The organism is Streptomyces sp. NPDC127117, from assembly GCF_042677325.1.
GTDB lineage: Bacteria > Actinomycetota > Actinomycetes > Streptomycetales > Streptomycetaceae > Streptomyces.
The window spans coordinates 40,298-53,207 of the sequence record NZ_JBHXTM010000033.1; the positions used below are offsets into that span (position 1 = coordinate 40,298).

Sequence of the window (12,910 nt, forward strand, 5' to 3'; positions counted from 1 at the left end):
CGTCACTCCCTCCATCGGACGGCCGACAGCAGGGCCTGGTGGAGTTCGGGCGTGGATGCGGCCACGCAGGACCGCTGATTGGTGATGCTCAGGTCGGTCAGAACGGTTTCGCCGAGCGGCTGTCCGTAGCCGTCGGTGATGACCGCCCCGGCCCGCTCGGCGAGGAAGACGGCCGCCGCGATGTCGTACGGGAACAGGTGCAGGACCCGGCCGTTGCCGACGCGTTCGAACTCGGGCAGCAGTGCCGGGTCGTCGCGCAGCAGCCGGTTGCCGATGTCCACGTAGGCGTCGAGCTGACCGGTGAGCAGCCTGGAGATGGACCAGGTGGCGCTGTTGAAGACGAAGACCCCGCCGGTGTTGGCCGAGCGGTCGATGAGGTGGCCGTAGGCGTCGGTCATCAGATGGGCCGGGTGGCCGTTGAACTCCAGCGACCAGAACATCCGCGCGAGATCGGTGGTGCGGGTCAGGGCCGGGACGGGACTGTCGTAGCCGTGCGACGTGATGCCGGGTGCCGTCAGGTCCCCGTAGATGTAGGCGCCCGTGCGCAGTTCCATCAGCAGCGCGTACTCGACGTCGGCGATGCGAGGCCGCGGTGCCATGCGGGCGACGGCGACCGAGACGGTCGCCGACTCCAGACCGGCGACGGCGGGCCGTGTCCCGTCGATGGGATCGACGACCAGCAGGTGGGCCGGGTCCTCGCCGTGGAACTGGAGGCCGCGGTCCTCGGAGTAGACGGCTACGGGCACGTCATGGTCGACGACGTACTTCCAGACGGCTGCCTCCGCGACATCGTCGAGACCGAACTGCGCGTCCCCGCCCGGTGAATGGCCCCGTACCAGGCGACTGCCCGCTCGGTGTTGAGCGGCCAGTACGGCCTCGCGGACGGCACCGGCGAGCCCGGTCACGTAACTCCGCATGGCTGAGGCCTCCGATGTGCTGTCGTGCTCGGGTTCGGTCATGTGGCGGCCTCCGCCGCGAAGAGGGCATCGAGCCGGTCGCAGAGCAGATCGGCTTCGGCGCGGGTGAGGATGAGCGGTGGGCGGATCTTGATCACGTTGCCTCGTCCGTATCGGGAGGTGCGAAGGATCAGGCCGTGGTCCATGCCGCGCCGGGCCAGGGCCTGGGCCCGCTCGCTGTGCGGGCGGCCCTCGTCGTCACCGATCTCGATCCCGATCATCAGGCCCAGGCCGCGCACATCCACGATGGCGGGGTGCTGGGCGGCCAGCGTCCGGAGCCGGTCCATGATGTGCGCGCCGACCTCCCGTACGTTCTCCAGGAAACCGGGGCGCCCGATCACGTCGAGGGTGACGGCTGCCGCCGCGGCGGCGAGGACGTTGCCGCCGTAGGTGAAGGAGTGGTGGTCGCTGCTGAGCCCGGACATCCGCTCGTCGGCGACTATCGCCGCGACCTGGGCACCGGAGCCGCCCAGGCCCTTGGCGGTGGTCAGGATGTCGGGCCGGACCCCGTAGTGCTCGGCGGCGAACATCCTGCCGACCCGGCCGATACCGGTCTGGATCTCGTCGAAGATGAGGACGATGCCCCGTTCGTCGCACAGGGCGCGCAGCGCGGGCAGGTAGCCGTCGGGCGGCACGATGTTGCCTCCGCTGCCGGAGACCGGTTCGACGACCACGCAGGCGACACTGCCGGAGCTGGCGTGGTCCAGGAAGTCGTGGATACGTTCGACGCAGAGCATGCCGCAGCTGTCGGGGCCGGCCTGGCGGTAGAAGCAGCGCAGGCAGTAGGGGTCGGGGACTTGGAGCACGCCGGGCATCAGGTGCGGGAAGGGTGCTTTGCGGAAGGACTCGCCCGACATGGTGGTCGTCATCATGGTCTGGCCGTGGTGGCTGCGGAACAGGGTGATGACGTCGCGGCGGCCCGTGGCCAGCTGCGCCATCTTGACCGCGCCCTCGTTGGCGGTGGAGCCGCCCGACACCTTGAGGTGCACCTTGGTCAGGTTCGGCGGGGTGACCTCGACCAGACGCCGGACCAGTTCGTTGACGGGGGCGGTCCGGAAGGTGGAGGTGGTGTGCACCAGCCGTTCGGTTTGATCACGCATGGCCTTGACCACTTCGGGGTGGCCGTAGCCGAGGCTCAGATTGAAGGTGCCGGACGCGCAGTCGACGTACTCGTTGCCGTCGGTGTCGTACAGGTGGATGCCCTCGCCGTGGTCCATCTCGAATGCACTGACCGGGTAGTACAGGTGGTTCTTCGCGTAGTCCACGGCATCACCGCGGACGTCACTCCGGGCACCGCTTCGCGCGTTGCTCCCGGCATCCATCTGCGTGTCGTGCTGGGCGCGTATGAGGTCGGACATGTGTCTCCTGTCGACTTCCGTCCCGCGGAATCACGGACGACGGATACCGATATCTCCGGGCTGCGGAATGAAAAGTTCCTCCCGAATTCGGTGACCAGAATTCATACGTCCAGAACGAAGGTGAACGCGGCATCCCAGCCTTCGGATGTCTCACTCACATCCATCAGGCACTCTGGCCGAAAATACTTGTCCAGGTGGTTTCGGCGTTCGCCGGGAAAGTAGAGCATCGTGGTCAATACAGCCCCGCCGGGCGGCTGCACCTTCACGTGCACGTGCCGTGTCCGCCCCGGGTACACGGCGGGCAGCACCGTCTCCAGCCGCCACTGCCCATCGGCGTCCGCGAACTGGTGGCCGCGCAGCCCAAATCCGTCGCCGTCGTAGACTCCGGCGTCCCCGACCTGCCAGAAGTCGAGCAGGGTGCCACCGATCGGCTTGCCCTCAAGGGTGCGCACGGCCCCGTGCAACAGCAGCGGGGTGCCCCCGTCCACGTCGCCCCGGAAGCTGGTCCTCAAGGGGGTGTCGGGCTTGTAGTACGGCCCTTCGCGCAGGGCAGGGGTGGGCGGTGTCCCGTTGCAGCGAACAGTCGGCGTGAGAGTTTTCACGATACTTTTCGGACTTCCGCTCTCCATTGCAGAATTCTCCCTTGATCAAGGGGATGCCGGGTTCGATCCAGGCAGACTAACCGACGTTGCCGATGTTGAGAAGAAGCCCATGTGCCACCTCTGCGCCATTCACACGACGCTTATCGCCAAAGGTCGGCATGATCGGCACGTACAGGAGTTGCTCTTCGGGAATTGAGCGGCGCACGGGCCGCATGGGAAAGGTGGGACGAACGGTGGCGCGCGCTCGCCCGATCCCGGCCGGACTGGCTTTGGCCACTTTCGGCCCTGGCCAGTTTCGGCTTCGGTCGATGCCGAATTCGGTCAGCTTTGCCGGCTTCGCTCGGTACCGGCTTCGCTCGGTACCGGCTTCGGTCAGTGCCGGTCGGCGGCGGCCCTGTGCAGGACGGCGCGGGAGCGGGTGAAGTAGGCCGGGTCGGGCGGTGTGGTGAGAATGTCCGCGAGCGCGAAGAGGTCCAGCGTCCGGCTGAGCTGTCGCCAGTCCTCGGGCAGTCGGCCGTTCCCGCCCCGGAATCCCTGGAGGAAGCCCGCGGTGAAGGCGGGAGGGTACTCGTGGGCGAAGCGCAGCATGTTTCCGACGTCGAAGAGCGGGGAGCCGCTGAAGGCGAGTTCCCAGTCGAGCACGGCGGCCACCGCCCACTGCCCCGCGCGCCGTTCGACCAGAACGTTCTTGGGGTTGAAGTCACAGTGCACCAGGCTCCGTTCACCGGCCACGGCGGCGAGTGCCCGAGGCCCCCGGCGAGCCAATGCGCGCAGTACAGCCGAGTCCGTGCCGCTCAACGGGCCGTCCGGGGCCGCGGTGGCCAGACAGCGGTCGACGAAGCCCTGCAGGTCCCCCAACGGGACCGCTTCCTCCGGGGCGGGGACAAGCGAAGCATCGCCGAAGGCGCCCGGGCGGGGCAGCCTGACCCGGCCGATCCGCGCCAGCACCGCGCCGACGGCCCGTCCCAGGGCGCGTGCTTCGCTGCTCACCGGGCCGTCCGCGAGCACGTGGCTGAGCGGGATTCCGTCCACGAACCGGTAGAGCAGGGTGGGGCGACCGGTGGACCGGCCGTGCGGGTCGGACGCGACCACCGCGGTCACCGGGACGGTGCGGGCCGCCGCACGACCGAGGACGGCGACCTCCACGGCACAGGTGTTGCGCGGAACCCTGCTGCCACTGGGCCGATAGCGGCGCAGCACGAAGCGCTCAGGGCCCGGCGCGCCGGCGGGCTGGGCCGTGAGCAGGGCCATGTCGTTGGTGAACCCGCCGGGCAGTGGGTCCACCTCGTGCAGCCGGGCCCCGGGCAGGGCATGCCGGGTCAGCCAGGAGTGGGTGGCCGGATCGAGGAGGCCGACCCGGTCGGGGCTCGTCACACCGGCCAGCCTGCCCGGCCCGGGGCCGTCGTCATGCATCCGGTCCCTCCGACGGCCCAGTGCCGGGCCGCGACCGTGGCCGTGGACGTGCTGCGGCGGCGGCTCCGGCTGCCAGGACCAGTCCACCCGCCGGCCCGGCGAGCCGGCCGAGCTGCGCCGGGACCACGAAGTCCTCGGCCGCGTGCTCGGGGAGCCCGGGGTATCCGGCCAGTGTCGCGGTCAGTTCGGCGCGGAGCAGCGGGAACAGTCCGGGGAGTTCGGTGACGCCGCCGCCGATCACGATCCGCTGAGGTGCGACCGTGTAGACGATGTTACGCAGCCCCGCGGCCAGGTAGGCCGCCTCCAGCCGCAGCGCCTCGCGCAGTGCGTCGCCGGTCAGCTCTTCGGCCGGGCTCCCCCAGCGGATGCTCATCGCCTCGCCGCCCGCCAGCCCCTCCCAGCAGTCACCGTGGAAGGGGCAGGAGCCCGCGAATGCGTCGCCCGCGATCCGGGGCACGGCGAGGTGGCCCATCTCCGTGTGGATCAGGCCGCTCACCACTTTGCCGCCGATCACCGCGCCGCCGCCGATGCCGGTGCCGACGGTGAGGTAGACGTAGGTGTCCAGGCCGCGCGCCGCGCCCCAGCGGCCCTCGCCGAGGGCCGCGCCGTTGACGTCGGTGTCGATGCCCACCGGCACGCCGAGCGCGGCGGCGACCGGTCCGGCCACGTCCACGCCGGACCAGCCGGGCTTGGGGGTGGCGGCGAGGTGGCCGAACTTCGCGTGGCCCGGGCGCAGTTCAAGGGGACCGAAGGAGGCGATCCCGATCGCGTCCAGTGGCCCGGTCGCGGCGGCCGTCTCCTGGAAGAAGGATATGGCCCGGGCCAGGGTGGGGCCCGGTTCGCCGGTCGGGAACCGGGTCTCGGCCTCGATCCGGTCGGGGGCCGAGCCGATCAGGCAGACGAACTTGGTCCCGCCGGACTCGATCGACCCGAGCCTCGGAGCGCTCACGCGTCCACCGGCCAGCCGTCGGCGCCGACCGGGCCGGAGTGCGAGCGGATGACGACCTTGAGCGCGTCGTAACCTGCCGGCCGTCCGGTATCCCCGCCCCCATCGCCGCCGTCGGGGGTGAGCCCGCCGAGCGCGGCGAATGCCTCCGAGTAGCGTTCGAGCGGGAACTCGTGGGTCACCAGCCGCTCCAGGACCGGTCCGGTGCCGGGGCCGGTACGTTGTGGGTCACCGAGTTCGGCGGCCAGGTCCACTGCGACCGGGAAGATGTCGGCCCGGTAGTCCCCGGCGCCGATGAGCCGGATGCCACGGTTGGTGAGCTGGAGCGGGCGCAGCGGCGCGGTGTAGGAGTCGTCGAAGCCCATCACCACCACCCGGCCGCCGTCGTCGATCAACCGTAGCGCCGCGTCCAGGCCGGTGCCCGTGGTGTCGAAGACGACGGAGGGGCGCTCGCCGCCCGAGCCCTTCACCACGGCTTCGGCCGTATCCGTTCCGGCCACGTCCACCACGTGCGCGAACTGTTCGCGGGCCCGCTCCAGTCGGAAGGCGTCCGGTTCGGCGACGGTGACCCGGCGCGCCTGGCGTGCGGCGACCAGTGCGGTCAGAATCCCGATCGGTCCCGCGCCGAGCACCACCACGGTGTCGTCGAAGGTGAGGGAAGCGGCCCCGACGTTGTTCAGAACGCAGGCGAGGGGTTCGATCAGGACAGCGCTGCGGAGAGACAGCCCGGCGGGAACACGTTCGACGAAACGTTCCGGCAGAGTCACGGTCTCCGCGTACGTGCCGTCACGGTCGACGCCGACCTCGGTACCGGTCTTGTGGCGGCAGAAGTTGGTCGCCCCCCGGCGGCACGGGAGGCACCAGCCGCAGTACAGCGTGGGGTTGACGACCACCCGGTCCCCCACCGCGACCGAACGCACCTGGGGCCCGGTCTCCCGCACCACGCCCACCGACTCGTGTCCGAGCACCACGCCCGGCCGGGCCGGGAACCGCCCGAGCAGGATCTTGCGGTCCGTTCCGCAGATCCCCGTACCGACAACCTCCACCACGACGTCGTCATCGTTCACGAGTTGCCCGGCGGGCCGGTCCTGCAGTTCGGCGGAGCCTGGACCGAGATAGACGAGAGCGCGCACGGAACCTCCCCATCGGTGTTTGAGGGGCGACGCTAGCCCAGGCCGACGCCGCTGGATACGACGCCTCTGAGCCACTTCTCGGCCGGGGCCCGGCCCGACACGGCCCCGCGGGCTCCGGGCCGGCCGGCGCACCGGCCGGAGTGCTGGCTGGTCAGAGCCTTCTGCCAACACGTGCGGATCCAAGGTCCGGTCGTACGCATCCTTCGTGTCCCTGCGCCGTCGTAGTCCGAGATTCGGCGGCGGCATTCAATTGGTGGGTTCGGCGGTGCGCTCCCCCGCGAACACGTTCGGCATGCCCGGCGGCCTACCGGCCCCCACCCCTCGACGGCCGAAAAGGCCCGGCATGACAGGCGGGAACTCCGCCCCGATCAGGCCCTCGGGTCGTACAGGACCGTATGCGTGCACGGACGGACAGCGGCCGGCCGACAACACGGCAGCGACGCGACGACGCCCGGTACCGGCTCGGGCGCCGCCGGCCGGCGGACAGGGACACCCATACCGCCCGACAAGCAGCAGATACAGCAATCTCACCCACTCTCGCTTGTTCTCGGTCATTCTTTACCGTTCTCGGTCATTCTCTTCCGCAGTGACGGGTTCTCACTGCGGAAGAGAATGACCTGATGACCCATCAGAACGCATTCAGCCCGGTAAGTCTGCTGGAGAGATCCCAAAGCCGGGCTGCCGCGTCGGGGTCTATGGCCCATGGTTTGACTCCGCCGATGAGCATGTCGTCGGTGGCAGCCGGTTCCGCGATGTCGCAGTCCTGGCAGTATGCCCCTCCGCGGCCGTCGAGCAGAGGGACGGCCGCGGCGGTGCGATGAGCGCCTCGCCGACCTCCGATGACCGCCGCCAGCGCAGGTGCGGCTCCAGTTCGTACCGGCTCGGTCCGTGCACGTTGAAAGGGCGGGGCTCGCCACCTGGAACCTGAATCTGGCCCGTGAGCTCGGCCCACGCGGCATCACCTCGAACGTCGTCTCGCCCGGCTACATCACCTCGAACGTCGTCTCGCCCGGCTACATCGCCGACACGGAGTTCTTCCGCGACCGCCTCCCGGACAGCCGCCGCACCACCCTCGTCTCCGCCACGGCGACAGGCCGCGCCGGTACCCCCTCGGACGTCGCCACCACGGTCGCCTTCCTTGCCTCCCCAGGGGCCCGCCACATCACGGGCCAGGTGCTGAACGTGAACGGGGGCGCGCACGGAACCCGCTGATCAGGGCGGGATAACGGAGTCACAACGGCCGGCCCACCGACTGATTCGACGCCCTCGCCTACCCCAGAGCCCTCTACGGGTTCGACGCCGGAATTGCCGTTCCGGACGGCATGCGCGCTGCGACTGGAGAGCTGGACGTACGCGCCCGGGAGCGCGTTGTGGTGGGGTTTCCCGCCCGAACGCATCCCACGTCAGCTCACGTGGAACACCGGCCCCCGGGCTGTGAACGGCAGCCGCCCGCCTCTGGGCAGCAGATAGGCGTGCTCCGTCCTGATCCGCAGCACGTCGCACTCGCCGTCGGTGATGACCAGAAGCGGGGCGCCCGGCGGGAAGTCGTCCACCCGGCGCAGCAGGTCGATGCCGGGCTGAAGCAGCGTGCCGCCCCGGCCTCGGATCCGCAGGCGCTGCGCGATCTCGGTGACCGGCAGGTAGCCCGCGTCGTGGGGCGCCGCGTCGCAGAACACGACCCGGGCGGCCGGCACGTCGCGCGCCGTCGCGTAGGAGGCGATGGCGCCGAGTCCCTTGCCGAGCAGGGTCCGGTTCATCGATGCGGAGGTGTCGAGGACGACGCCGAAGGTGCAACTCTGCACTTCCTCGGGCGGGAAGTACCGGCCTGCCCGGGGGATGTCCGGGGTGGACGCCTGTCGGCGGGCGGGGCGGGCAAAACTGCGCACGGGCTCCGGACGCGGCACGAACTCATCGAACCAGCGGGCGAGTTGTGCGTCCCAGGGCAGCGGCGGCTGGGTCAGGGCGCGGATCTCCTCCACCAGGCCGGCGGGCAGCGTCGACCGCTCGCTCTGCCGGTGCAGGTCGAAGCCCTGGGTGAGGCCGCGCCGGTAGAACGTGTCGAGGTCGACGTAGTCCTTCGGTGGGCGGAGCGGCTCGCCGAGGATGTCGCCCGCGCCCTTGCCACGCAGGGTGGCCAGTCGCCGGATCCGGCGCAGGTCGCCCGCGATGCGGTCGTAGATCTCCTCGGCGGACAGGCCGGCGAGCTCCGGATCGTGCAACAGCCCTTCCGGCATGACGCCGATCTGCATCTCGCGCAGCCAGCCGTTGATGACGTAGTCGGCGGCGATGTTGAAGAGGTACGGGTCGCGGGCACCGCGACGGTCCGCGTGCCGCAGCGCGGCGTGCAGCATTTCGTGGCCGAGCACGAAGCGCCATTCCTCGTCGGTGAAGCTGCGGTGAGGGTTCAGGTAGATCTCGCCCGCCGAAGCGTCGACGGCGGCGACGGAAATGCCGTGGGCGCGGGCGAGTTCGGCGTCGGCGACCAGGGTCATGCCGGCCGCGATGCCACCGAGCAGCGGGTACGAGGACACGAACCAGTTGAGCGCGTGCTCCCACGGCGGACGTCGGGTCGCTTGCCCGCCGATCGATTCGCGCAGGCCGCCGGCCACGTCCATGGCCCGCGAAATGGTGCGCGTCAGGGCTTGAGCGAAGGACAGCTGCCAGTCGGGGGGATTGCCGAAACCGGCCCAGGGGAGCAGGAGTTGGTCGCCCGCGCCGTCCGCCGTTCCGCAGTGCCGGTAATCGGGCGGAATCCCGTCACGCCGCCAGCGGGCCGCGAGCTGTTCCTCGTCCCCGCCGGGGTAGGAGGCGGGTAGCTCGTCCGGCGGACGGCCCACCGAGAAGGTCAGCAGAAAGCGGTTGACCACGGCGCAGCGTGCGGCTTGGTCGTACGGATCGGCCTGCGTTCGCTCGCCCCGGGTAGCCGGTACGTGGCCGAAGCCGAGGTGGATGACGCAATGGGCCAAAGCCCAGGCCCATTCGGCCGGTTCGGCGCGTCGGGCGGGGTGCGCGTGGATGGTGCCGGCGGAGTCGACGCGGGCGAGACCGTGGCCGGGTGCCAGCGCGCAGCTCTTGTCCCGGCAGAAGGTGGCGCCCACGGCGGCAAGCGCGGGATTGGCGCGCAGCAGTGCGAGTCCGGCCTCGAACGACTCGGCCGCGTGGTCCGGCCGCACCGCCGCGCGGCGGCCCCCGGGGTGGCTCACTGCCGCGCCTCGACCAGGCGCGGCATGTCACGCGCCGCCTCCACCAGGAACCAGGCGGGCAGTACGGGCTGTCCGTCGGCGTCGTTCGCGATGACCGTCTGTGCGACTTCCACCGAGATCTCGGCGAGCTGCACGAGCAGGGACTTGGCGCGGTACGCGGTCTGCCGCCCTGCGGCGCCGACACGCTCCTTGGAGGCGGGCAACTCCTTGACCAGGCGTCCCCGGAAGGCATCGGCCAGGTAGTAGAGCAGGTCCCGGTCCTCCAACCGGCGCGGCCAGGAGGCGTCGCCCTTGATGATGGCCTCGATGCCGTACTCGTTACGGACGATCTTGGCGTAGCCGCAGAAGGAGACGGCGTGCGCGGGCGTGAGCGTACCGTGCGCGACGATCTTCAGGGTGTCCTCGTCGAGGGCGGGACCGAAGGAGTGCAGGGCGTCCGACAGCATGTGCCACGAGCGCGGTGTGGAGAACGGTTCCTCGGTGCGGGGCGGCTTGGACCACAGGTGGTCGGGGCGGTCGGTGAGGTAGTCGGTGATCCAGGGGTGGATGCCGATACCCGCAGCCCAGGTCAGCCAGTCCGTGGCCGAGGCCTCCAGGTGGATATGGGTGAGACGGTTCACCAAGGCCGAGGCGATGGGCCTGGCCAGGGCGCTGTCAGTGGCCCGGTTTCCGGCGCCGATCACAAGGGAGCCCGTGGGCAGTTCGTAGCCGCCTATCCTCCGGTCCAGGATCAGCGAGTAGAAGGCTTTCTGTACGTCGGGGGTCGCCGCGTTGAGTTCATCGAGGAAGAGGCAGTAGGGCTCGTCGCGGGCGATGGACTCGGGCGGGCAGAACACCGAACGCCCATCGCGGATCTGCGGGACGCCGATCAGGTCCTCGGGGGCCAGCTGTGTACCGATCAGGCTGACGCATTCGAGGCCGAGCGAATCCGCGAAGGCGCGCACCAGCGACGACTTGCCGATGCCGGGTGCTCCCCAGATGAACACCGGCCGCACCGTGGCGAGTCCGAGCAGCAGCTCGGGGATGCGGGCAGGGGTGACGGACACGGCAGCCTGCAAGGCTCGGCTCCTCGGGACGGGGTGGGGCGGGACGGGACAGCACGGGTGACGGAAGGTGTGACGGAACTGGTGACGGCGTGCAACAGCTTCCGACTGCGTCCGGGTGATCCAGTATGCGTGGGGTACAAAATGCGGCGCAGCCCCTTTTTGGCGGCGCAGCCTCTGTTCAGTGGCGCGAACCGTCCGGGGCGCCGCAGCCGTGCCTGCCTCCGTCCGGTGCTCTCCCCCTCCTTGGCCGACCGGTGCCCGACCGGGCTCACGTACCGGCTCCGCCGCGACCCATGACATCCCCGTGCACCGCCTGAACTCGCAACGTCCCCACTGCCGTATCCCCGCCCGCCATGCCGTCGGACGAGTCGGACGCTTGGTTCTCGTCAGGCGCCTGGACGCATCGTTCGCCTCCGCCTCCGCCTCCGCAGGTAGCCGGTCCGGGGTGCGTCGGAATCACCGCAACCGGCGATGTCGGAATCCGCGGCCCCGTGAGCGAACGCGTCATCGCCGAAACCCTCCGGCTCTACGCCCCGGCCTGGTTCATCACCCGCACGGTCACCCGTCACACCCACCTGGGCGGGCACGCGCTTTCCGCTGGGATCCCGAGCGCCCCCAGCCACCGCGCCACGCATACATTCCCTTCGCCACCGGCGCCCGCAAGTGCATCGGCGAGACCTTCGCGATGACCGAGGCCACCCTCGCCCTCGCGAACATCACCGCCCGTTGGCGCCTCAAAAATCTGCCCGGCCGGCGCCGGACCCACCCCATCCTGGATGCCACGGCCGGGGCCGCCGTAGCGCCATCCGGTCAGGTAGTGGTCGGTGAATCGCTCGTGGTGAGCCATGACATCGAGGAAGTCGTAGACCTGCTCGGGCGTCTGCGGTACGTCGATCGACACGGTGACAGACTTCATGTACCACACGGTACACAGGCCATGTACCAATTGGTACGCTCGCGACGTGGTGGACAAGAATGGCTCGCATCCTCAGGGCAAAGCCACGTCCGACACGGACGGGGACCGGCGCTCTCAATTGGTGAACGCGGCCGTAGACCACGTCGCGGCACATGGCTTCGCGGACCTGAGCCTGCGCAGCCTGGGCGGCGCGATCGGCGTCAGTCACCGCATGCTGATCCACTACTTCGGCTCGAAGGAAGCGCTGCTCGTCGAGATCGTCCGGACGTCGGAGCAGCGCCAGCGTGATCTGCTGTCCCGGTTCCGTCTGGAGCCCGGTCTCTCCGCCTCCGACGCTGCGAGGCTCCTCTGGCGGCAGCTGACGGACCCTCGACTGGCCGGGCAGGAGCGGCTCTTCTTCGAAATCTGCGGACAGGCCCTGCGGGGCCGCCCCGAGGCCGCCCCGGTCCTCGAAGGGTTCGTGAACGACTGGCTGGAGCCACTCATGGCCGCCGAGGTCGCCGCAGGTGAGGACCCTGCCGTGGCCCGGAACCGCGCCAGGCTGGGACTCGCCACCGTCCGCGGTCTGCTGCTCGACCTGCTTGCCACCGGTGACCGCGGCGGCGTCGATGCGGCGATGGAGGAGTTCCTCCGGCTGTACTACGGCCCGGAGTGACCGAGTGGCTGATCGGGCCGAGCGGCCGGGCCGGACGACGACCACCGTTCGTTCAGCGGTCACCGAGGCAGAAGTACGCCTCGGCCTGCTCCTCGGGCTTTCCGCGAAGCATTCGAAAAGTCCGGAGCCAGCGCGGTTCGTCGGGTTCCCGGCTCCGCCCCCTGCCCTGTCGAAGGTGCCGCTCCAGCCCCTCGGCCAGAGTGCAGATGTAATCGCTGTGAAGCTGCCGGCTCTCCCGGTCGGGCATCGGACGGGGGGCGGTCAGTACGTCTGGATCTCCAGGAGATTGCCGTCCGGGTCGCGCAGGTGCGCCGCTCGCAGCCCCCAACCCGGCAGGTCCCTGGCCGGCGCCACCAGGACCCCACCATGCCGTCGGCACAGTGCGACCGCCGCGTCCATCGCAGCCGCGTCCGCGACGGGCACCACGAGGGTCGCACCGCCCTCGCCAGGAGCCGACGTAACCTCACCGACGAAATCGTCCCGGTGGATCACGGCGAACGCGGTCGCTCCCCCGGGCGCGTCCCAACTGGCGTACCCGGACCTCGCGTCACCGTGCGCGAGCGCGTATCCCGTCAGCTCGGGCAGTACGGCTGCGTAGAAGGCGAAGACGGCTGGATAGTCCCCGGCGAGCACACGCGGATACAGAGCGAACATGAGTCCCAACCTACTAGCCGGGTTCTCT

At 70.1% G+C, this 12,910-nt stretch carries 10 protein-coding genes and 3 pseudogenes; 3 read left to right on the forward strand and 10 right to left on the reverse strand.

Translation table 11 applies throughout. The annotated features are described in order from the left end of the window. Nucleotides 1-2: 2 nt before the first annotated feature. From ACFVH0_RS26410 to ACFVH0_RS26435, 6 genes are all read right to left on the reverse strand, one after another. The gene (locus ACFVH0_RS26410) at nt 3-959 is read right to left on the reverse strand and encodes an inositol monophosphatase family protein (protein ID WP_385823998.1); all 957 of its coding nucleotides are present in this window, start codon (nt 957-959) and stop codon (nt 3-5) included. Continuing rightward, entirely contained in the window at nt 956-2,314 is a 1,359-nt protein-coding gene (locus ACFVH0_RS26415; protein ID WP_385824000.1) for an aspartate aminotransferase family protein, read from the reverse strand. The genes ACFVH0_RS26410 and ACFVH0_RS26415 overlap by 4 nt, the downstream gene beginning before the upstream one ends. A gap of 101 nt (nt 2,315-2,415) precedes the next feature. Further along, the gene (locus ACFVH0_RS26420) at nt 2,416-2,916 is read right to left on the reverse strand and encodes a dioxygenase (protein ID WP_385824002.1); all 501 of its coding nucleotides are present in this window, start codon (nt 2,914-2,916) and stop codon (nt 2,416-2,418) included. Between the two features lie 372 nt (nt 2,917-3,288). Next, nucleotides 3,289-4,329, reverse strand: coding sequence for a phosphotransferase family protein (locus ACFVH0_RS26425; protein WP_385824004.1), 1,041 nt, complete (start codon nt 4,327-4,329; stop codon nt 3,289-3,291). Beyond that, complete coding sequence (locus tag ACFVH0_RS26430; protein ID WP_385824006.1) at nt 4,322-5,278, reverse strand: ROK family protein; 957 nt, start codon at nt 5,276-5,278, stop codon at nt 4,322-4,324. Before ACFVH0_RS26430 ends, ACFVH0_RS26425 begins: the two co-directional genes overlap by 8 nt. After that, on the reverse strand, nt 5,275-6,408 hold the full coding sequence (locus tag ACFVH0_RS26435) for a zinc-binding dehydrogenase (protein ID WP_385824008.1): 1,134 nt from the start codon (nt 6,406-6,408) through the stop codon (nt 5,275-5,277). The genes ACFVH0_RS26430 and ACFVH0_RS26435 overlap by 4 nt, the downstream gene beginning before the upstream one ends. A 900-nt stretch (nt 6,409-7,308) precedes the next feature. Between ACFVH0_RS26435 and ACFVH0_RS26440 the strand changes: the two are divergent. After that, nucleotides 7,309-7,620, forward strand: a pseudogene (locus ACFVH0_RS26440) (SDR family oxidoreductase); the annotation flags it as partial. Between the two features lie 191 nt (nt 7,621-7,811). On the opposite strand, the gene ACFVH0_RS26445 reads toward ACFVH0_RS26440, so the two are convergent. Next, nucleotides 7,812-9,611 carry a hypothetical protein gene (locus ACFVH0_RS26445; protein WP_385824010.1) on the reverse strand — a complete coding sequence of 600 codons (1,800 nt, stop codon included), beginning with the start codon at nt 9,609-9,611 and terminating at the stop codon, nt 7,812-7,814. After that, nucleotides 9,608-10,669, reverse strand: a complete 1,062-nt coding sequence (locus ACFVH0_RS26450) for an ATP-binding protein (protein ID WP_385824012.1) — start codon at nt 10,667-10,669, stop codon at nt 9,608-9,610. Before ACFVH0_RS26450 ends, ACFVH0_RS26445 begins: the two co-directional genes overlap by 4 nt. Nucleotides 10,670-11,102: 433 nt before the next feature. On the opposite strand from ACFVH0_RS26450, the pseudogene ACFVH0_RS26455 reads away from it, so the two are divergent. Then, nucleotides 11,103-11,354 (forward strand): annotated as a pseudogene (locus ACFVH0_RS26455) (cytochrome P450); the annotation flags it as partial. Between the two features lie 78 nt (nt 11,355-11,432). Here the strand turns inward: ACFVH0_RS26455 and ACFVH0_RS26460 are convergent. After that, nucleotides 11,433-11,573 (reverse strand): annotated as a pseudogene (locus ACFVH0_RS26460) (SRPBCC family protein); the annotation flags it as partial. A gap of 46 nt (nt 11,574-11,619) precedes the next feature. Here ACFVH0_RS26460 and ACFVH0_RS26465 point away from each other — a divergent pair. Continuing rightward, nucleotides 11,620-12,228 carry a TetR/AcrR family transcriptional regulator gene (locus ACFVH0_RS26465; RefSeq protein WP_385824014.1) on the forward strand — a complete coding sequence of 203 codons (609 nt, stop codon included), beginning with the start codon at nt 11,620-11,622 and terminating at the stop codon, nt 12,226-12,228. Between the two features lie 261 nt (nt 12,229-12,489). Here the strand turns inward: ACFVH0_RS26465 and ACFVH0_RS26470 are convergent, their stop codons facing one another. After that, nucleotides 12,490-12,882 carry a VOC family protein gene (locus ACFVH0_RS26470; RefSeq protein ID WP_385824016.1) on the reverse strand — a complete coding sequence of 131 codons (393 nt, stop codon included), beginning with the start codon at nt 12,880-12,882 and terminating at the stop codon, nt 12,490-12,492. Nucleotides 12,883-12,910: the final 28 nt, after the last annotated feature.